Source organism: Salinicola acroporae, from assembly GCF_003206615.1.
In the GTDB taxonomy this organism is placed as follows: Bacteria; Pseudomonadota; Gammaproteobacteria; order Pseudomonadales; family Halomonadaceae; genus Salinicola; species Salinicola acroporae.
The window spans coordinates 321,283-340,403 of record NZ_PZJW01000006.1 but is presented as its reverse complement, the minus strand read 5'-3'; the positions used below and the strand labels follow the sequence as shown (position 1 = coordinate 340,403).

Here is a 19,121-nt window from a genome sequence, read left to right as displayed (position 1 = left end):
GACACCGGTCTTAGATTGGTTAGTTTTTCGGCAATGATGGATCTCAACCTTCTCGAGATTCCGTCGCGGGGTTCGCCTCGACCGTCATGTGGCGTCGGGATCCCCGCCGAAGCGCTGTGCAGCCTGGCGACATTCCAGTAACATCGAGCCAAGTCATTGATGGAGAATGGCATGTCGACCCTGAAAGGGTGTGTCAGCGTCCTGCTGCTGGTCCTCAATACGCTCTTCTGGGGTATGCCTCTGGTGGCGCTGACGATACTGAAACTGGTCACCCCCACCCGGCGCTGGCGCCTTGGGGTGCTCGGCGGTCTCCACTGGATCGCCCTCGCCTGGGTAAAAACCAACAATGTCTGGATTCGTCGCTGGATTCGCCCCACGATCCACGCCGACCTCCCCGACTCGCTCTCTCCACGCCGGTGGTGGCTGGTCATGGCCAATCACCAGAGCTGGACCGATATCATCGCCCTGCTCTACGTGCTGACGGGTCGCCTCTCGATGCCAAAATTCTTTCTCAAGCGAGAGCTCATCCTGGTGCCGATCGTCGGACTGGCCTGGTGGGCCCTGGAGTTCCCGTTCATGCGTCGCTACACCCGCGAGAAGCTGGCTCGGAATCCCAAGCTCGCCGAGCGGGACCGCCAGGCGACCCGGCGCATGTGCGATCATGCCCGCGAGATGCCGATGACGATCTACAACTTTGTCGAGGGGACTCGCTGCAGACCCGAGAAGCAGCGCCTTCAGAAGAGCCCCTACCGCCATCTTCTGCGACCCAAGGCCGGCGGCGTCGCACAGGTGATCGGGCTGCTGGGACCGCGCCTGGACGGTATCATCGACGTCACCCTGCACTACCGTCGGGGCACACCCAACTTCTGGGACTTCCTGTGCGGGCGCGAGGCCGACGTCGCGATAGTCGCGAGATGTCTCGACAGGCCGCAGTGGATGCTGGACGGGGGCTACGACGATGCCCAATACAAGGAACGTTTCTACACATGGTTGAATGCACTGTGGCAGGAAAAAGACGCGGCGCTCTCCTCCTACTCCTGGGACTGATGCTCTTGCTCGCGGGCTGCGCGAGCGGGGGCGGCGGCCAGGCACGCATCGCCGATGGCGGTGGCTGGGTGACGGTGCAGCGTGGCGACACGCTGGGCAAGATCGCGAACCAGGCTGGCATACCGCTGCTCCGGCTCCAGCGCTTCAACCCGGGCGTGGATTCGCGCCGCCTTGCGGTCGGCCAGCGTCTGCTGCTGCCCTCGCGACAGGAGCGTGCGCCTGGCGGCGGCCCCTACCGCTACCAGGTGAGACGAGGAGACTCCCTCTATTCGATCGCGCGATACTTCGGCGCCAATCCGCAGCGTGTCCAAGCCGCGAATACGGGCATCGATCCCTCGCAGCTGGCCGTCGGCCAGTTGATCCAGGTACCCCTGGCCGGCGGCTCGACGGGCCGCCGGCCATCATCCCCAGCGCCGGCGGCCTCCCGATCGCTACCCGACCCCGGCCCGCTCCCCTCGTCGGCAAGCGGCTGGCGCTGGCCCCTGGAGAACTACACCATCGAGCGCCGGTTCGGACGGGATGCCCACGGCACGCTGCAGCCAATGATGCTGTCGACATCCTCGCCTGCCACGGCCAAGGCAACCACCTCGGGCAAGGTCAGATTCGCCAGCGGCATGCGCCAATTGGGCCAGGTCGTCATCCTTCACCACGCCGACAATATGCAGAGCGTCTATGCGTTCTGCGACAAGTTGATGGTGTCGGAGGGACAATCGGTATCCGCCGGCGGCCCGCTGTGTGAGATCGGAAAGGAGAGCGGCAGCAACCGCTATCACCTGCTTTTCGACCTCCGCCATGGCGGCAAGCCTGTGGATCCCGCGCGCGTGCTACGCTAATCAACGGTGTCATGAATTCGTCATCACCGTGACGCATTGGCGTCATCGGCAGCCCGCAGTATCGGAGACCGGTTCGGACACGGTTGGCGATCGGGCTGGACTGCTGGAGAGACTCGCTGGCGTGGAAGGAGTGGTAAAGATGCGTGTAGCCCTGGTCAGTGAAACCTGGGCGCCGGAGGTGAACGGCGTGGCTCATACCCTGAGCCAGCTCGCCAGCCATCTGGCATCCAAGGGAGTCCTGCTTCAATTGATTCGTCCCAGCCCGGTGAATAGTGAGCGCGACGCCCTGGCCGAACGGGACATTCACGTCAGGGGAATCGCCCTTCCCATCTATGCCGACGTGCACATCGGCTTGCCATGCCGCCGCCGGCTGATTCGACTCTGGCGACAGGAGCGCCCGGACGCCATCTACATCGCGACCGAGGGCCCCCTCGGCTGGTCAGCGTTGAATGCGGCTCGACACCTTCGGATTCCAGTGGTCAGCGGCTTTCACACCAACTTCGACCAGTATGCCAGTAACTATCATCTTGGCTGGAGCATACCGATCGCTCGCCGGGGACTCCGGTATTTCCACAATCGCTGCGAGGCGACCCTGGTACCCACCGCGGCACAACAGCAAATGCTCGAGAATAGCGGGTACCGACGGGTCTCGGTACTCGCCCGGGGCGTCGATGCCCAACGCTACCGCCCCTCGCGTCGGGACGTCGAGCTGAGGCGCCAGTGGGGAGCCGGTCCGCACCAGCCGGTGGCGCTCTACGTTGGACGACTCGCCAGCGAGAAGAATATCGACCTTCTGGCCGACACGATGTCAGCGATGCAGCGCGTCAATCCCGCGCTGGTACAAGTACTGGTTGGAGACGGGCCGGCACGCAAAACGATCGCCAGACGCCTGCCGGAAGCCATATTCACGGGTTTCAAGACGGGCGAATCGCTGGCACGGCACTATGCCAGTGCGGACATGTTCATCTTTCCCTCGCTGTCGGAGACATTCGGTAATGTCGTCCCGGAGGCCATGGCCTCCGGCCTGGCCGTGGTCGCCTTCGATCACGCGGCGGCAGGAGAATTGATCACCGACAACGTCGATGGCCGGCTGGTGCCGCCGGCAGATGGCCAGGGCTTCATCCACGCTGCCAGCGAGCTATGCCGACAACCTGCAATCTACGCTCGACTGGGCCGCCAGGCTCACCAGCGTGTCTCGAGCCTGAGCTGGAGCCGCATTGGTGATCGCTTTCTTGCGCAGTTGATTCAAGTTCAGGGGACCCAACATGCCGCCACGCACTCAACGTCTCACGTTTGAGCGACTGGATCGCCTCGAGAGCCGGCTCAGCCACCGTCTGGCGGAGCTTTCTCGCCACGCCCCGACACTCTGGCTCTTCCGCTGCGTCAGCCGATTGGGAGACTGGCCGGCCTGGGTGTGCCTGGCTCTGTTGCAGCCAGTGCTCCAAGGCCATCAGGGCTGGTGGCTCGCGGTTCAATGGGGCCTGACGGCCAGCGTCGCCGCCCTGCTCTACCGGCTGCTGAAGACCCGCCTGTGTCGCGAGCGACCCTATATCACCTTCACCACGATCCGCTGCACCATGCCGCCCGTCGATCGCTATAGCTTTCCCAGCGGCCATACCTTGCACGCGGTCATGTTCACCAGCCTGACCGCTGCCAGCAGCCCGCAACTGCTACCCGTGGTCTTGCCACTTGCCGGCCTGATCGCCATCTCTCGAGTGATACTGGGACTTCACTACGTCACTGACGTGATCGTGGGGGCGCTGATCGGGGCCGGCCTCGCCTGGTGCAGCGGCCTGCTGGCGCTGATGGTCTGGAATTGAAGCGTTCGTATGCCCCATCGTGACCGCTGGCAATGCATCGCTACTTCCCCGCCGTTGATGCTGCTTCCCGATTTCATTGCCGCCGCCGAGGCCGCCGCCATTCAACACCAGCTCGAACGGGAGATCATGTGGTCGTCACCGACCCTGTCGCTCTACGGCAAACGACATGTGATTCCTCGCTCCCAGTGCTGGATGGGCGATGAGGGGACGCGCTATCGCTACTCCGGTCGCGCCCTGCAGCCCTGGCCCTGGCACCCGCTGGTGGCGGATCTGCGAAACCGGGTGATCCAAGCGCTCGAGACGGCAGATCTACCCTGCCAGGACTTCAATAGTGTGCTGCTGAATCGCTACGAGAGCGGCGAGCAGAGAATGGGATGGCACAGCGACGACGAGCCCGAGCTGGGGGAAGATCCCATCGTCGCCTCGGTCTCGCTCGGCAGCGAACGCCCGCTTCGCTTCCGCGAGAAAACCGTCAGCGCCCGTCGAGCCTTCAATGTCTGGCTACCCCATGGCAGCCTGCTGCTGATGGGTCCTGGCGCGCAATCCCGATGGCAACACGCGCTGGCGCCACGCGCAATCGACGGCGCCCGGATCAACCTGACCTTCCGCCGAATCCGGTAGCTAGGCTCGATCTTGCGAGACGGACAGAAAAAGCCCCCTGAGTCAGGAGGCATGCAAGATAACGGTATAAACCTGGAGCTATGGACTGGATCAGCCGCGATGGTAATTGGCGGGTACGAAAGGCATCGGAGTGATCACCATCGGCAAGCGCTTGCCGCGGACGTCGGCATAGAGCGTGGCGCCTTTCTCGGCGGCTTCGACCACGACGTAGGCCATGGCGACGGGGGCACCCACGCTGGGTCCGAAACTACCCGAAGTGACCTGCCCGACCATCTGGTCATCCGCATCAAACAGCCTGGCGCCCTCCCGGACCGGCGCTCGACCTTCTCCCAGCAGGCCGACACGTCGGCGGCGGTGATCCTTGGCCTGCAACTGATGCAGAACCCTGTCCGCGCCAGGAAAACCGGCTTCCCGCTCTCCGCCGACGCGCCGGGGCTTGCCCACTGCCCAGGAGAGACTGGCTTCGACAGGGGTGGTAGTCGTGTCGATATCATGCCCGTAGAGGCACAGCCCCGCCTCGAGGCGCAGCGAGTCGCGCGCCCCCAGACCGATGGGCTCGACCTCCGGCTGATCGACGAACCAGCGTGCCAGCGCTTCGGTCGCCTCGGAAGGCACCGAGATCTCGAAACCGTCTTCGCCGGTATACCCGCTTCTGCTTACCCAGATCTCGTGGCCCATGACCTCGAACCGGTCATGTTCCATGAAGACGAGATCGCAGGCCGCGGGACAGAGCCGCTGCATGACGGTCGCGGCATCAGGGCCCTGCAGAGCCAGCAGCCCGCGGTCGAGAACCTCGACATCATGATTCGCCCCGAGCCCGGTGCGCAGCAGCGCGAGGTCCTGATCCTTGCATGCGGCATTTACCACCACGTACAACGAATCGCTCTGATTGACGATCATCAGGTCATCCAGGATGCCACCTTCGCTGTTGGTGAAAAGGGCGTAGCGCTGCCCTCCTTCCGCCAGTCCGACGACATCGGCGGTGACCAGGGTCTCCATCGCCTTCGCTGGCGCGGGCCCGGTCACCATCAGCTGCCCCATGTGGGAAACATCGAACAACCCACAGGCCCGGCGCGTGTGCTCATGCTCCTTCTTGACGCCAAGCGGATACTGCACGGGCATGCTGTATCCGGCGAACGGCACCATCTTGCCACCGAGCTCTTGATGCAGCGCGAACAGCGGGGTCTGTTTCATGTCGGACATGGATGTCTCCAGATCAGGGCAGGTAGAAAAACGTTACGCTTTAGGATCGCGACCTTCCAGCGCTTCTCCCGGCAGGACCGTCTTGCCGGCGAAGTGGTCCCGGGTCAGCTTGAACACCACCGGCGACAGCAGCGCCAATGCGATCAGGTTGGGAATGGCCATCATCGCGTTGAAGGTATCCGCCACCAGCCAGATGAAGTCCAGCTTCGCCATGGCACCGACCGGCACCGCCAGGACGAACAATATGCGATACAGCATAATCGCGCGGTCGCCGAACAGATACTGGAAGCATTTCTCGCCGTAGAACGACCAGCCGAGAATGGTGGTAAAGGCGAATATCGACAGCGCTATCGCCACGATGTGCTGCCCAATGCCGGGCAAGGCGCTATCGAAGGAGAGCGAGGTCAACCCCGCGCCACTTTCGCCGTCGAGCCAGTGGGTCGAGGTCAAAATCACCAGCGCGGTCATGGTGCAGACCACCAGCGTATCGATGAATGTCCCCAGCATCGCGATCAGCCCCTGACGGACCGGGTTGCGGGTCTGCGCTGCGGCATGTGCGATGGGCGCGCTGCCCAGGCCGGCCTCGTTGGAGAAGATCCCCCGGGCGACGCCAAAACGGATCGCCGCCGCCACTGCCGCGCCGGCAAAGCCACCACTGGCTGCAATCGGTTGGAAGGCGTGGGAAAAGATCGTGCCCAGAGCGCCACCGATCTGATCGGCGTTCAACACCAGCACGACTACGCCGGCCGCGAAGTAGGCAACGGCCATCAACGGCACCAGCTTGCCGGCGACGCGGGAGATGCGCTTGATCCCGCCCAATATCACCGCGCCGGCCAGCACCATGATGATCAGGCCGGTCAGCCAGGCCGGCACCCCGAACGAGGTTGTCAATGCATCCGCAACGGAGTTGGATTGAACGGTATTGCCGATGCCGAAGGCCGCCACCGCACCGAAGAACGCGAACAACCCGCCCAGCCAGGCCCAACGCTTGCCTAGCCCGTTGCGGATGTAATACATCGGGCCGCCGACATGATTGCCGGTCGAATCGGTCTCGCGGTAACGGACAGCCAGCACGGCTTCGGCGAACTTGGTCGCCATCCCGACCAGTGCCGTCAACCACATCCAGAACACCGCGCCCGGCCCACCGAGCGCGATGGCGGTGGCGACGCCCGCGATGTTGCCGGTCCCGATGGTCGCGGAGAGCGCTGTCATCAATGCGTTGAAGGGTGAAATCTCCCCCTCGTCGCGGCTATCGGCTTCACTGCGTCGTCCCCGCCACAGCAGACTGAAACCGAGGCCCAACTTGCGAATGGGCATCAACTTGAGCCCTAGCTGCAGGTAGATACCGACCCCAAACAGCAAAATCAGCATCAATGGTCCCCAAACAACACCATTGATGGCACTGAAAACCGCATTGAGTTGCTCCACGTCGACCTCCATTATCACGTTGTTGTAGCTGTCGAACGGGCCAGAACGGCCAACCGTCGCCACGATCGATCATTAATAAGTCAAAGCGTGGCAACAATAGAGGATTCAACTACGCGTTCACAATTATTCCAAAGCATTCATCCAACAACCCCACGCCCCCTCATGTGACATGGGCGCTACACCTTAGCGAAAAGCGCCTGGTGTTTCCAATAAGAAACTTTTTCTCCATGGCCATTCCGGATGCTCGACCCTACCTGAGCGATCGCCTGCGACACGGCTGGCGGCACGGAGCGATCGAGGTCGGTGGCGTATACTCCGGGGCTCTGCGGAGATCGTCTCCCGACACTGGACGTTTCGGGGATCTGGGGTCAACCTAGGAGTGCAATCCGCGCATAGGTGCGCCGGAGACGCTCGAGACTATGCCAATCGATCCCGCATTCGTGCATAATGCTCACCAAAATTCCCCATACCGAAAACTGTTTCGTATAGGAAACTCCCATGAGCGACATCCCCAACAACCTGCTGTACACCGATAGCCACGAATGGGTGCTGGACAACGGCGACGGCACCGTGACCGTCGGTATCACCGATCATGCCCAGGAAGCCCTCGGTGACGTGGTCTTCGTTGAACTTCCGGATCCCGGGCGGGAGCTGGACGCCGGCGACGAGTTTGGCGTCATCGAGTCGGTGAAGGCCGCCTCCGACCTCTACTCCCCCCTGGCGGGAGAGATCGTCGAGGTCAACGAGTCGCTGGAGGACGCGCCGGAAACCGTCAACGATTCACCCTATGGTGACGGCTGGATTCTCAAGCTGCAATTGGCTGACCAGGGCGATCTGGAATCGCTGATGTCGGCGGACGCCTACCGCGAACTGGTCGCCGCCGAGGAAGATCAGGACGACTGATCGCCGCCTCGTCCTTACCCGCTCGGCCGTTCGCTGCCATCGTCGTCGAACGGCCGCCCCTTTTCCCGCCAACCTCGCCGGATAGATCATGCCCACCGAGACTCGCCCTCTGACTGACCTGGCCAATCACGCCGACTTCATTCAGCGTCACAATGGCCCGAATCCTCTCGACGTCACCGAGATGCTCCAAGCGCTCGACCTGTCGTCGCTGGAGACGCTGATCGACCGCACCATTCCCAAGGGAATCCGACTCGGCCGGGAACTGGATCTGGATGGCCCGCGCGGCGAATCGGAAGCGCTGGACTATCTACGCGGCCTGGCTCGCCAGAACAAGGTCTTCAAGAGCTACATCGGCCAAGGCTACTATCCAACGCACCTGCCGGCCGTCATTCAGCGCAACGTGCTGGAAAACCCCGGTTGGTACACGGCCTATACGCCGTACCAACCCGAGATAGCCCAGGGACGCCTGGAAGGGCTGCTCAACTTCCAGCAGATGGTGATGGATCTGACCGGGATGGCGATCGCCAACGCCTCGCTACTCGATGAGGCCACGGCGGCGGCGGAAGCCATGGCGCTCTGCCGGCGCGCCAACAAGAAGCAGAAGAGTCAGCGCTTCTTCGTCGCCGACAGCGTACTGCCCCAAACCCTGGACGTGCTCCGCACCCGGGCAGCCTACCTCGGATTCGAGCTGGTCGTGGCACCCGCGAGCCAGCTGGCGCAGGAAGACGTTTTCGGCGCGCTGCTGCAATACCCCGGTGTCGACGGCGACATCGTCGATATCGAGAGCCTCGTTGCCGAGGCCCGCTCGCGCCAGATCATGACCTGCATCGCAGCCGACCTGATGAGCCTGGTCAGGCTGAAGGAGCCCGGCGCCATGGGCGTGGACATCGTGCTGGGCAACTCCCAGCGTTTCGGCGTGCCGATGGGTTATGGCGGCCCGCATGCCGCCTTCTTCGCCGCCAGTGAAGGCCTCAAGCGCTCCCTGCCCGGCCGGGTGATCGGCGTGTCCAAGGACAGCCGTGGACGCCCGGCGCTGCGCATGGCGATGCAGACCCGCGAGCAGCATATCCGTCGCGAGAAGGCGACCTCCAATATCTGCACCGCGCAAGCGCTGCTGGCGAACATCGCCGGGTTCTACGCGACCTATCATGGTGCCGACGGACTGCGGACCATAGCCGACCGCATTCATCGCCTCACGACCCTGCTCGCACTGGGCCTGAAGCAGCATGGGATCGCGCTCAAGCACGACAGCTGGTTCGACACGCTGACGCTGTCCGGTGTCGACAGTCACCGGATTCAGGGGCGCGCATTGACGCGGGAGATCAACCTGCGCTACCCCGCCGACGGGGAAGTCGGGATCAGCCTCAACGAAACCACCACCGCGGCCGACCTGGCGGAGCTGTTCGATGTGCTGATCGGCGAGGAGCACGGCCTTTCCGTCAGCGAGCTCGACCATCAGGCCGTCGAGCGCAACGCCTGCGGAATCCCCGCCGCCTACCGCCGTCAAAGCGACTTCCTGCAGCATCCCAACTTCCAGCGTTTCCGCAGCGAAACCGAGATGCTGCGCTATCTCAAGCGCCTGGAAAACCGCGATCTCTCGCTGACCCAAGCGATGATCCCGCTGGGTTCCTGCACCATGAAGCTGAACGCCACCAGCGAGATGATACCGATCACCTGGCCCGAGTTTGCCAACATCCATCCTTTCGCTCCCGCGGCGCAGACCACCGGTTACCGTCAGATGATCACCGAGCTGAGCGACTTTCTGATCGAGATCACCGGCTACGACAGCATCTCGATGCAGCCGAACTCGGGCGCCCAGGGCGAGTACGCCGGGCTGGTCGCGATTCGGCGCTATCAGGCCGCGGTGGATGACGGCCATCGCGATATCTGCCTGATCCCCAGCTCCGCCCATGGCACCAACCCGGCTTCCGCGGCCATGGCCCAGATGAAGGTCGTCGTCGTCGAGTGCGACCGCGATGGCAATATCGACATGGCTGACCTCGAAGCCAAGGCGGCGAAGCACAGCGCCAATCTGTCGGCGATCATGCTGACCTACCCGTCGACCCACGGCGTGTTCGAGGAGAACATTCGTGACGCTTGCCGGATCGTTCATGACCACGGCGGCCAGGTCTACATCGACGGCGCCAACATGAACGCCCAGGTCGGGCTCTGTCGCCCCGGTGACTACGGCGGCGACGTCTCCCATCTCAATCTGCACAAGACCTTCTGCATCCCGCATGGCGGCGGCGGTCCGGGCATGGGTCCCATCGGCGTCAAGGCACATCTGGCACCACATCTGCCCAATCACGTGATGACCCCGCAGGAAGGCATCGAGAAGGATTCCGGCGCGGTCTCGGCAGCCGCCTTCGGCAGCGCTTCGATCCTGCCGATCTCCTGGGCCTACATCAAGATGATGGGCGCCCGCGGGCTACGTGAAGCCACCGAGCTGGCCATCCTCAACGCCAATTACATCGCCAGGCGGCTCGAGACGCATTATCCGGTGCTGTATCAGGGCGCCAACGGTACCGTGGCGCACGAATGCATTCTCGATGTGCGCCCGCTCAAGGCGGCATCCGGCATCAGCGAGGAGGATATCGCCAAGCGTCTGATGGACTATGGCTTCCATGCCCCGACGATGTCGTTCCCGGTGGCGGGCACGCTGATGGTGGAACCCACCGAATCCGAGTCTCGCTACGAGATCGACCGCTTCTGCGATGCCATGATCGCGATTCGTGAAGAGATCGCCAGGGTCGAGTCCGGGGAGTGGCCGAAGGACATCAACCCTCTGGTGCTGGCACCGCACACCATGGCGGATGTGGCCGAGGAAGCGTGGAATCGCCCCTACTCCCGGGAGACAGCGGCGTTCCCGACCGACGCCGTGCGCGAAGCCAAGTATTGGCCGGCGGTCAATCGGGTCGACAATGTCTTCGGCGATCGCAACCTGATCTGCAGCTGTCCGCCGATCGAGGCTTATCGAGAGGCTCTCTGAAGCTTGGCGAGGACCCGACGACAACGGCCGCTCAATGAGCGGCCGTTGTCGTTACGCCATGGACGATAATGTGAGGACGACTTCGTCGAGGGATCGCCTTCCCGGGCTCCGGGCGCTGCTTGAAAAATCGCCGAGCGAAGACCAGGCCGGGGTCGCTAGCCAAGGCAACACTCGGTAAAGGAGGACCCGGCTGGCGCCCCAGTCACCCGGTGTCAATGAGCCCATGACCGGCTCCTCCCGCCCTTCGGATGGCCTGAACATGGTTCAGTGAGACTGATTTTTAACGTCAAATGGGCAAGCGCGGGCAATACCAGACAATGCCCTAGCTGGGTTCCATGGCGGGCAGTTCACTATAGCCATACAGCGAGTTGAGCCGCTGCTGGCGAAAGGACTCGAGCAACTGGCGGTAACGCTTGGGCAATTCGACATCGGTTCGCGATACCAGGTGCAATGTCTCATGGACCGGTTTCGATAACGAGACCTCCTTGACCTGGCGCTGCCATGGCGAGGTTTCCAGCACCGGGCGCGACACGACCGTGAAACCCAGCCCCCTGGCCACCGCATCCAGAACCTGCCCCACTTCATTGGTGAAGCCCTGGCGCGGGAAATGGCTCATGCTGCGAAACTCGCTACCGAAGTTGCTCTTCAGCAGAAGGCTCGCGTTGGTATTGCCGTCGTTGTAGTTGACGAACCCCAGCGCGAGCAGTTCACCGAGACTGGTGCCGGCGAAATCGGCCGGTACCACCAGACACAGGGGCTCCTGGTGCCATGCCTCGTAACTCAAGTCGGGATGCTTGCTGATCTCGGTCACGATACCGACATCGTAACGGCCTGCCACCACATCCTGGGCAATCTCGTGGTTGAACGCGAAACTGTAGTTGACCGTCAGCCCCGGGTGCATCTGCTGATATCCCAGCAGGAAGGGATAGAACATCAGGCCGACACTACCGGGCGAGGCAATGCGACATTCGCCGCTGTCCGGTGAATCGTCATCCAGTGAATGACGAAAATGCTCATGTTCGGCGAAGAGCTTCACCGCATAGTCGTAGGCCCGGCGCCCCGCGTCGGTCAACGAGAAGCGGCGGCCATGCCGATTGAGCAGCGAGCGGCCGAGATACTCCTCGAGCTTGCGCACGTGCTGGCTGACGCCCGGCTGCGTCATATCCAGCTTGCCCGCGGTCTGGGTAAAGCTACCCGTCTCGACGAGCATCATGTAGGTGCGGAAATACTGGGCGTTGAACATGGAAACGCGGATCACTCACGCTGTACGCAATTAAAGCGCTTCGATTCGATGGCCTGGATCTGCCGAGAGTCGATAACGCCTCGTTGTCGCCTGTGGACTTTCCAATCATAACAATTTATGCCCGGACTCGCACCGTCACGTCTGATAAAAGCCCGGCCGGGCCCTGGCCCTGCTCCTCGATTCCCGGCCTCGACACACCGCCGAACCCGAGCGACGCCACAACGGCCAGGATCTGTCCTCCCGCGTCACTGCGATAGGTACTAGCGCCTATGTTAGCATTGGCGGGCTCTCACTCAGGATTGAAAAACGCTATGTCTGATCCCTTTGCGCAGCGCGCCAAGGCCGTGCAACAAACGCTTCTCGCGATGGAACAACGCGCCGATGACAGCGAGCTTTTTGCGCTCGGCTACATGATCCCCCAGATTGGCCTGGTGCAGGAAATGGCCGAATACGATCCCGCCGATGTCGAAGCGGAAGACTTCGACGCTACCTACTGGCAATGGCTCGAGAGCACTTTCGCACAGGACAATATGAGCGAAGCCGATCGCGAGCAGATCGCGGGACTCTGGCAAACCGCCGCCGCGCGGGCCGAGCACTGAATCACCGAACCTATTTGCACGAGGATGCCGTCCATGCCTGAGACGCTATCGACCATCGTCTCCCCCGAGGGCAGCCTCGAGGTGCTCTCTCAGTCCGAAGTCAATCGACTCAGGGACACCTCGACCAGTGGCCTTCACGATCTGGTGCGCCGTTGCGCGCTGGCCATATTGAATTGCGACACCCCCACCGACGATGGTCTGGCGGTGATGGAGGCCTACAAGGACTTCGACATCGAAGTCCTCCAGCAGGATCGCGGCATCCGACTCAAACTCTCCAATGCCCCCGCCTGCGCTTTCGTCGACGGCCGCATGATCCGCGGCGTACGCGAGCAGTTGTCCGCCGTGTTGCGTGACATCGTCTACGTCTACAACGAGATACAGAACAACCCCAAGTTCGACCTGGAGACCAACGAGGGAGCCACCAACGCGGTTTTCCACATCCTGCGCAACGCCAGCACCCTGCGCACGGCGCATGAGCCAAGCATGGTGGTCTGCTGGGGCGGGCACTCGATCACCCGCGAAGAGTACGACTACACCAAGGGTGTGGGATATCACATGGGGCTGCGCGGGCTGGACATCTGCACCGGGTGCGGTCCCGGGGCCATGAAAGGCCCCATGAAGGGCGCCAATCTCGCCCACGCCAAACAGCGGCGCCATGGCAGTCGGTATCTTGGGATTTCCGAGCCCGGCATCATCGCCGCCGAGTCTCCCAATCCGATCGTCAACGAACTGGTGATCATGCCGGACATCGAAAAACGTCTGGAAGCGTTCGTGCGTATCGGGCACGGCATCGTGGTCTTCCCCGGTGGCGTGGGGACGGCGGAAGAGATTCTGTATCTGCTCGGGATCCTGATGCACCCCGACAACCGCGACATTCCCTTCCCGGTCATTTTCACCGGCCCGGAAAGTGCCCGGGACTATTTCCAGCGTATCGACGAATTCCTGTGCTATACGCTCGGCGAGTCGGTCCGCCGTCACTACCGTATCGTCGTGGACGACCCAATCACCGTCTCCCGCCTGATGCGCGACGGCATCCAGAAGGTGGCGGAGTTCCGACGCGAGCAGAACGACGCCTTCTACTTCAACTGGCGGCTCAATATCGAACGCGGGTTCCAGCAGCCCTTCGAGCCGACTCACGAAGCCATGGCGGCGCTGGCCCTGCATCACGATCAGCCGAACCACGAACTCGCCGCCAACCTGCGCCGGGCGTTCTCGGGTATCGTGGCCGGCAACGTCAAGGAGCCGGGCGTACGCGCCATTGCCGCTCGCGGCCCCTTCCGCCTGCACGCCGAGCCCGAGCTGATGGCCCGCCTGGATGCGCTGTTGACATCGTTTGTCGCCCAGGGCCGCATGAAGCTGCCCGGCAGCGAGTACGTGCCCTGCTACACCCTGGGCTAGCGTCGACTGCTACCGTCCTGGACCGGGTCACGATCAGGCCTGACTGATCGTGACCCGGGTTCTTATCGAGTGGAAACGCTATCGAATCGGAAATCGCCGGGAAAGAGAGAACCCTGACGGCCCCCTCTCCGGTTCTCGGTGCAGCGACGATCGCCGGATGGCGTGCCGGACACGGTGGCGAGCTCCAGTCCTAAAGGACGAGAAAAAACAGGCAGGGCCCGACCGGGTTCAGCGCCGTCGTCGCCAGAGACGCAACACGACGTGTATCAGCAGCCCCAGGGCCGCTCCCTGCGAGACCACCACGGCCCAATAATCGACCGCCACGTCGACCCAGTGCCAGGCGGAGATCAGCAACCCACCGATCGCGAGACAGACGAGCAGGTGCCCTACGGCACCGCGGCAGCGTTGACGCTCGGCGACGGCCATTAGACACCACAACGCTATCAACGCGACGGTGACCACGGCAGCCAGGATGGCCAGTAGCGATAGCCGCGTCGTGTCATGGAGTAGCCAGTAGCGTGGCAGAGAGACCAGCATCACCACCCACAATCCGAGCAGCGTGCTCCAGCGCGTGGCGGTCAGTGCCCGCGACGCCGCCGGCCCCTGTACCGTCACCCCTTCAACCCCTGCGATGCCAGCCACTCCTCCACCCACGGTAGCGCGGCATCATCCGCCATGAATGTCTCCATGGCATCGATCTCGAGACGCTCTCCCAGTCGCTTCCCTCCCAGATCGGCAAGCATCTCGTCGAGTGCCCGGCCGGAGCCGCAGAACGTATCGCCATAAGAGCTGTCGCCCAGAGCGATCAGACCATATCGCAGGGCCGCGAGACTCGGCGACCGGGTCTTCAGCTCACGGACGAATGGCACGAAATCGCCGGGAAAGTCACCACTCCCCGTGGTCGAGACACAGAACAGTGCCAGGTCGGGCATATCATCGGTCAACGCTCCCAGCGAGGGCTGCTCGACGATAATGACGCCGTAGCCGGACTGTTCGAACAAGGGAGAAACCTGCTCGGCGACATCAAGCGCACCACCGTAGACGGTACCGACAAAAATCTTCAGCTTGGACATAACACTCAGTCGACAGTTGATTTGCGCGGGAGCTTAGCACACACCGACAGCGGGGCTCACGCGCCGGAAATGAAAACGCGATCGCCCGCCAGTATGCTGCTGGCAGGCGATCGCGACATCCTTGGGACCACATCCTTGGGACCAGCCCGGCGGCTTACTCTTCCTGCAACTCACCGTCGAAGCTTTCGACTCGAGCCTTGAGCTTCTGGCCGGGACGGAAAGTTACGACTCGCCGGGCGGAAATGGGGATCTCCTCGCCGGTCTTGGGATTGCGTCCAGGCCGCTCCCGCTTGTCTCTCAGGTCGAAATTGCCGAACCCGGAGAGCTTGACCTGTTCATTCTCGCGCAGACATCCGCGAATTTCCTCGAAGAACGTCTCTACCATGTACTTGGCCTCTCGCTTGGAGAAGCCAAGTTCGGTGTGAAGATGCTCCGCAAGCTCAGCTTTCGTCAGCGCTCCCATGATCGCTCCCTTCGCGCAGGATGACAGATCAACTCCGCAGCCTGGCACCGAAGCGCGCTTGCGCCGCCTGTACCACGTCTGCGATTAACTGATTGATTTCCTCATCATTGAGAGTGCGCGAAGGATGCTGCCAGGTCAAGCCCAGGGCAACGCTCTTGGTGCCCTCTTCGACACCGGCACCCTGGTAAACGTCGAATAGCTGCCAGCGAGTCAACCACTCGCCGGCCTGGGCCCGAATCGCTTCGACCAGCGGTGTGACGCCGACCCCCTCATCCACCAGGAAGGCCAGATCGCGGCGGACTTCCGGATATCGCGACAGCGGCGTGAACTTTGGTATGACGCCACGCGTCAGGGCTTCCTGCTCGACCTCGAACACATAAACGTCAGGCTTGATATCGAGCTGCGAGCGAACATCCGGATGCAACGCGCCCAGCCACCCGACCGGCACACCGTCTCGCTCGAGACGGGCAGAGCGCCCCGGATGCAGAGCGGGATGTGGCGCAGGGACGAATGTCCATTCCTCCATGCATCCAGTCATGGCCATCAGGCTCTCGAGGTCACCTTTCAGATCGAAGAAGTCGACACCCTCGCGACTGACGGACCACCCTTCCGCGCTGCGCGGCCCACAGATCAAGCCTCCGAACATCGGGGTCTGGATCAGGTCGTCCAGCGCACCCTGAAACACCAGCCCGGTCTCGAATAGCCTGACGCGCTGCTGCTGACGATTGAGGTTGTGGGTGAGCGCCTTGATCAACCCCGGGAACAGACTGTGACGCATGACCGACATGTCGCTGGAGATCGGATTCGCCAACGCGGGAGACACACCCTCCGGCACGATCAGGGACTGCAGCTCGGGTGACACGAAGCTGTATGTCACGGCTTCCTGGTAGCCTCTGGACACCATATGACGGCGGAGACGCTTCAGCGGCTGGGTCGCCTCGTCGTCGGCCTTCAGCCACAGACGGGCCTCGGGTCGCGTGGCGGGCAGCCGGTTGTAGCCATGGATGCGCGCCAACTCCTCGATCAGATCCTCCTCGATCGACACATCGAAGCGCCAGCTCGGCACCTGCACATGCCAGGTCTGCCCCGACACCGAACTGGTCATGCCGAGCGAGCGGAAGATGCGCTGAATCTCCTCGTCCGCCAGACGTACGCCCAGGCACGAGGTCAGGCGATCACGGCGTAGCTCGACGCTACTCCGATGTGGCAGGGTTGCGGGATTTCTCACCTCGGTGATGGGCCCGGGGGCACCGCCGACGATCGAGAGCAGCAACTCGGTCGCCCGCTCCATCGCGGTGCGGGTGATATCGGGGTCCACCCCCCTTTCGAAACGGTGCGAGGCGTCGGTATGCAGCCCGAAATCCCGGGCCTTGCCGGCGACGGCCAGGGGCGAAAAGAAGGCAGCCTCCAGAAACAGATGGCGTGTCCGAGGCGTGACACCGGAAGACTCGCCACCCATCACCCCCGCGATCGCCAGCGGGCCGCTGCGATCAGCGATCACCAGCGTGGAGTCGTCCAGCGTCACTTCCTGCCCATCCAACAAGGTCAGGCGCTCGCCGACAACCGCGCGGCGAACCTCGATGCCGCCCTCCAGCGAGTCGAGGTCAAAGGCGTGCATGGGCTGGCCAAGCTCGAGCATGACGTAATTGGTCACATCGACCGCCGGATCGATGCTGCGGATGCCACTGCGCCGGAGGCGTTCGCGCATCCACAACGGGGCCTTCGCGCTCACATCGACGTCGCGAATGACACGTCCGAGATAGCGGGGACACCCTTCGCCATCACGCACGCTGACCGGGAACTGGGCGTTGTTTCGGGCCACGACGGTGGAGACGGTCGGCTCGCTGACTTTGGTACCGGTGACACTGCCCACCTCGCGTGCGACTCCACGCAGACTGAGACAGTCACCTCGATTGGGCGTCAGGTCAACGTCGATGGCGTGGTCGTCGAGGCCCAGCCAAGTTCGGAAATCCTGCCCGGTGGGCGCGTCCGGCGACAGAACGTAAATCCCCTCCGAATGCCCCTCTTCCAAGCCAAGCTCGGAGGCCGAGCAGATCATGCCGCGAGATTCTACACCACGCAGCTTGGCTTTCTTGATCTTGAAGTCATCGGGCAGCACCGCCCCCACACGGGCGAACGGGACTCGCTGCCCTACATCCACGTTGGGGGCGCCGCACACCACCTGCACCGGCTCACCCGAGCCGTCATCGACCTGACAGACGTTGAGCTTGTCGGCATCGGGGTGCGGCGACTTGTCGATCACCGTTGCCACCACCACGCCATGAAAGGCTGCGGCGACAGGCTCGATGGCGTCGACCTCGAGCCCCGCCATGGTGATCGCATCGGCCAAGGCCCGCGTCTCCAGCGCCGGTGATGCCCACTCGCGCAGCCACGCTTCGGAAAACTTCATCTTGACACTCCTTGACTGGGCGGTGGACTCAGTTGAACTGACTCAGAAAACGCAGGTCGTTATCGAAGAACAACCGGAGGTCGTTCACGCCATAGCGCAGCATCGCCAAGCGCTCGGCCCCCATTCCGAAAGCGAAGCCGGTGTAGCGCTCCGGATCGATGCCCGAGTGACGGAATACTGCCGGATGCACCATGCCGCACCCCATCACCTCCAGCCAGCCACTCTGGGAGCAGACTCGACATCCCTCGCCCCGGCACATCACGCACTGGATATCGACCTCGGCAGACGGCTCGGTAAAAGGGAAATAGGAGGGTCGAAACCGCACTTCCAGATCATCACGCTCGAAGAACGCGTGCAGGAAATCGGCAATCGTGCCCTTGAGGTCGGCGAAGCTGACGCCCTCGTCGACCAGTAATCCCTCCACCTGATGGAACATCGGCGTGTGCGTCAGATCGGAGTCGCTACGATAGACACGACCGGGACAGACGATGCGGATCGGCGGCTCCTGAGACTGCATGGTGCGCACCTGAACCGGCGAGGTGTGGGTTCGAAGAAGACGTGTCGCATCGAAATAGAATGTGTCCGCCATACCGCGAGCGGGATGGTGGGCCGGGATGTTGAGCGCTTCGAAGTTATGGAAATCGTCCTCGATCTCCGGACCGACGGCGACCTCGAAACCGATATGCTGAAACAGCGACTCGATGCGCTCCAGCGTTCTGGTCACGGGGTGCAGCCCGCCGCTGATCTCGCCCCGCCCCGGAAGCGTGACGTCGATGCGTTCGGTCTCGAGCTTGGCCTGCAGCGCAGCCTCATCGATCACCTGCTTGCGCTGATCGAGGTCCGCCTGCAATGCCTGCTTGGCTTCATTGATGCGCTCCCCGGCCGCCGGGCGCTCTTCGGCGGAGAGCCGACCCAGCCCCTTCAGCAACGCCGTGATCTCGCCTTTCTTGCCCAGAAAACGCACGCGCACCTGGTCCAGGGCTTGGGCGTCTTCGGCAGCGGCGATCGCCGCTCTCGCCTCGTTGACCAGGGCAGGGAGATGATCCATCCGTCGAGCTCCGCTTGTCGTTCGGCATGCCGCGCCGCCCTTC

At 62.8% G+C, this 19,121-nt stretch carries 17 protein-coding genes; 9 read left to right on the top strand and 8 right to left on the bottom strand.

Annotation, left to right across the window (positions count from 1 at the left end; translation table 11 throughout):
- The first annotated feature begins 171 nt into the window (after positions 1-171).
- From DOM54_RS10895 to DOM54_RS10875, 5 genes are all read left to right on the top strand, one after another.
- Entirely contained in the window at positions 172-1,047 is an 876-nt protein-coding gene (locus tag DOM54_RS10895; protein ID WP_110716333.1) for an acyltransferase, read from the top strand.
- Complete coding sequence (locus DOM54_RS10890; RefSeq protein WP_240613863.1) at positions 1,047-1,880, top strand: murein hydrolase activator EnvC family protein; 834 nt, start codon at positions 1,047-1,049, stop codon at positions 1,878-1,880. The genes DOM54_RS10895 and DOM54_RS10890 overlap by 1 nt, the downstream gene beginning before the upstream one ends.
- Positions 1,881-2,019: 139 nt before the next feature.
- Positions 2,020-3,177, top strand: coding sequence for a glycosyltransferase family 4 protein (locus tag DOM54_RS10885; RefSeq protein ID WP_110716331.1), 1,158 nt, complete (start codon positions 2,020-2,022; stop codon positions 3,175-3,177).
- Entirely contained in the window at positions 3,146-3,700 is a 555-nt protein-coding gene (locus DOM54_RS10880) for a phosphatase PAP2 family protein (protein ID WP_110716330.1), read from the top strand. Before DOM54_RS10885 ends, DOM54_RS10880 begins: the two co-directional genes overlap by 32 nt.
- Before the next feature lie 9 nt (positions 3,701-3,709).
- The gene (locus tag DOM54_RS10875) at positions 3,710-4,321 is read left to right on the top strand and encodes an alpha-ketoglutarate-dependent dioxygenase AlkB family protein (RefSeq protein ID WP_240613862.1); all 612 of its coding nucleotides are present in this window, start codon (positions 3,710-3,712) and stop codon (positions 4,319-4,321) included.
- A gap of 90 nt (positions 4,322-4,411) precedes the next feature.
- Here DOM54_RS10875 and gcvT read toward each other — a convergent pair whose 3' ends face one another.
- Both gcvT and DOM54_RS10865 read right to left on the bottom strand, forming a co-directional pair.
- Positions 4,412-5,524 carry a glycine cleavage system aminomethyltransferase GcvT gene (gcvT, locus tag DOM54_RS10870; RefSeq protein WP_110716329.1) on the bottom strand — a complete coding sequence of 371 codons (1,113 nt, stop codon included), beginning with the start codon at positions 5,522-5,524 and terminating at the stop codon, positions 4,412-4,414.
- Positions 5,525-5,557: 33 nt separating this feature from the next.
- Positions 5,558-6,964, bottom strand: coding sequence for an alanine/glycine:cation symporter family protein (locus DOM54_RS10865; protein ID WP_281430479.1), 1,407 nt, complete (start codon positions 6,962-6,964; stop codon positions 5,558-5,560).
- 486 nt (positions 6,965-7,450) lie between these two features.
- Between DOM54_RS10865 and gcvH the strand changes: the two genes are divergently transcribed.
- Both gcvH and gcvP read left to right on the top strand, forming a co-directional pair.
- Positions 7,451-7,855: a glycine cleavage system protein GcvH gene (gene gcvH / locus DOM54_RS10860; RefSeq protein WP_110716328.1), complete on the top strand. Its 405-nt coding sequence runs from the start codon at positions 7,451-7,453 to the stop codon at positions 7,853-7,855.
- Between the two features lie 88 nt (positions 7,856-7,943).
- Entirely contained in the window at positions 7,944-10,844 is a 2,901-nt protein-coding gene (gene gcvP / locus DOM54_RS10855; protein WP_110716327.1) for an aminomethyl-transferring glycine dehydrogenase, read from the top strand.
- Between the two features lie 322 nt (positions 10,845-11,166).
- Here gcvP and DOM54_RS10850 read toward each other — a convergent pair whose 3' ends face one another.
- Positions 11,167-12,087, bottom strand: a complete 921-nt coding sequence (locus DOM54_RS10850; RefSeq protein ID WP_110716326.1) for a LysR family transcriptional regulator — start codon at positions 12,085-12,087, stop codon at positions 11,167-11,169.
- A gap of 311 nt (positions 12,088-12,398) precedes the next feature.
- On the opposite strand from DOM54_RS10850, the gene DOM54_RS10845 reads away from it, so the two are divergent.
- Together DOM54_RS10845 and ppnN are read left to right on the top strand one after the other, a co-directional pair.
- Positions 12,399-12,686: a YfcL family protein gene (locus tag DOM54_RS10845; protein WP_162619835.1), complete on the top strand. Its 288-nt coding sequence runs from the start codon at positions 12,399-12,401 to the stop codon at positions 12,684-12,686.
- Positions 12,687-12,719: 33 nt separating this feature from the next.
- Positions 12,720-14,084 (top strand): nucleotide 5'-monophosphate nucleosidase PpnN, encoded by a 1,365-nt coding sequence (gene ppnN, locus DOM54_RS10840; protein ID WP_110716324.1) that lies wholly within the window; start codon positions 12,720-12,722, stop codon positions 14,082-14,084.
- 228 nt (positions 14,085-14,312) lie between these two features.
- Here the strand turns inward: ppnN and DOM54_RS10835 are convergent, their stop codons facing one another.
- The 5 genes from DOM54_RS10835 to pheS form a co-directional block, all read right to left on the bottom strand.
- Complete coding sequence (locus DOM54_RS10835) at positions 14,313-14,699, bottom strand: hypothetical protein (RefSeq protein ID WP_110716323.1); 387 nt, start codon at positions 14,697-14,699, stop codon at positions 14,313-14,315.
- Entirely contained in the window at positions 14,696-15,157 is a 462-nt protein-coding gene (locus DOM54_RS10830; protein ID WP_110716322.1) for a flavodoxin domain-containing protein, read from the bottom strand. Before DOM54_RS10830 ends, DOM54_RS10835 begins: the two co-directional genes overlap by 4 nt.
- Positions 15,158-15,311: 154 nt before the next feature.
- Positions 15,312-15,620 carry an integration host factor subunit alpha gene (ihfA, locus tag DOM54_RS10825; RefSeq protein ID WP_110599554.1) on the bottom strand — a complete coding sequence of 103 codons (309 nt, stop codon included), beginning with the start codon at positions 15,618-15,620 and terminating at the stop codon, positions 15,312-15,314.
- 28 nt (positions 15,621-15,648) lie between these two features.
- Positions 15,649-18,030 (bottom strand): phenylalanine--tRNA ligase subunit beta, encoded by a 2,382-nt coding sequence (gene pheT, locus DOM54_RS10820; protein ID WP_110716321.1) that lies wholly within the window; start codon positions 18,028-18,030, stop codon positions 15,649-15,651.
- Between the two features lie 28 nt (positions 18,031-18,058).
- On the bottom strand, positions 18,059-19,078 hold the full coding sequence (gene pheS, locus DOM54_RS10815; RefSeq protein WP_110716320.1) for a phenylalanine--tRNA ligase subunit alpha: 1,020 nt from the start codon (positions 19,076-19,078) through the stop codon (positions 18,059-18,061).
- Positions 19,079-19,121: the final 43 nt, after the last annotated feature.

Excerpts from the sequence above, each read along its gene's own strand:
- ppnN (WP_110716324.1), top strand. The coding sequence starts at position 12,720 with ATGCCTGAGACGCTATCGACCATCGTCTCCCCCGAGGGCAGCCTCGAG.
- gcvH (WP_110716328.1), top strand. The coding sequence starts at position 7,451 with ATGAGCGACATCCCCAACAACCTGCTGTACACCGATAGCCACGAATGG.
- pheT (WP_110716321.1), bottom strand. The coding sequence starts at position 18,030 with ATGAAGTTTTCCGAAGCGTGGCTGCGCGAGTGGGCATCACCGGCGCTG.
- DOM54_RS10895 (WP_110716333.1), top strand. The coding sequence starts at position 172 with ATGTCGACCCTGAAAGGGTGTGTCAGCGTCCTGCTGCTGGTCCTCAAT.
- gcvT (WP_110716329.1), bottom strand. The coding sequence starts at position 5,524 with ATGTCCGACATGAAACAGACCCCGCTGTTCGCGCTGCATCAAGAGCTC.
- DOM54_RS10845 (WP_162619835.1), top strand. The coding sequence starts at position 12,399 with ATGTCTGATCCCTTTGCGCAGCGCGCCAAGGCCGTGCAACAAACGCTT.
- pheS (WP_110716320.1), bottom strand. The coding sequence starts at position 19,078 with ATGGATCATCTCCCTGCCCTGGTCAACGAGGCGAGAGCGGCGATCGCC.
- DOM54_RS10885 (WP_110716331.1), top strand. The coding sequence starts at position 2,020 with ATGCGTGTAGCCCTGGTCAGTGAAACCTGGGCGCCGGAGGTGAACGGC.
- DOM54_RS10865 (WP_281430479.1), bottom strand. The coding sequence starts at position 6,964 with ATGGAGGTCGACGTGGAGCAACTCAATGCGGTTTTCAGTGCCATCAAT.
- DOM54_RS10890 (WP_240613863.1), top strand. The coding sequence starts at position 1,047 with ATGCTCTTGCTCGCGGGCTGCGCGAGCGGGGGCGGCGGCCAGGCACGC.
- DOM54_RS10875 (WP_240613862.1), top strand. The coding sequence starts at position 3,710 with ATGCCCCATCGTGACCGCTGGCAATGCATCGCTACTTCCCCGCCGTTG.
- gcvP (WP_110716327.1), top strand. The coding sequence starts at position 7,944 with ATGCCCACCGAGACTCGCCCTCTGACTGACCTGGCCAATCACGCCGAC.
- ihfA (WP_110599554.1), bottom strand. The coding sequence starts at position 15,620 with ATGGGAGCGCTGACGAAAGCTGAGCTTGCGGAGCATCTTCACACCGAA.
- DOM54_RS10830 (WP_110716322.1), bottom strand. The coding sequence starts at position 15,157 with ATGTCCAAGCTGAAGATTTTTGTCGGTACCGTCTACGGTGGTGCGCTT.
- DOM54_RS10850 (WP_110716326.1), bottom strand. The coding sequence starts at position 12,087 with ATGTTCAACGCCCAGTATTTCCGCACCTACATGATGCTCGTCGAGACG.
- DOM54_RS10880 (WP_110716330.1), top strand. The coding sequence starts at position 3,146 with ATGCCGCCACGCACTCAACGTCTCACGTTTGAGCGACTGGATCGCCTC.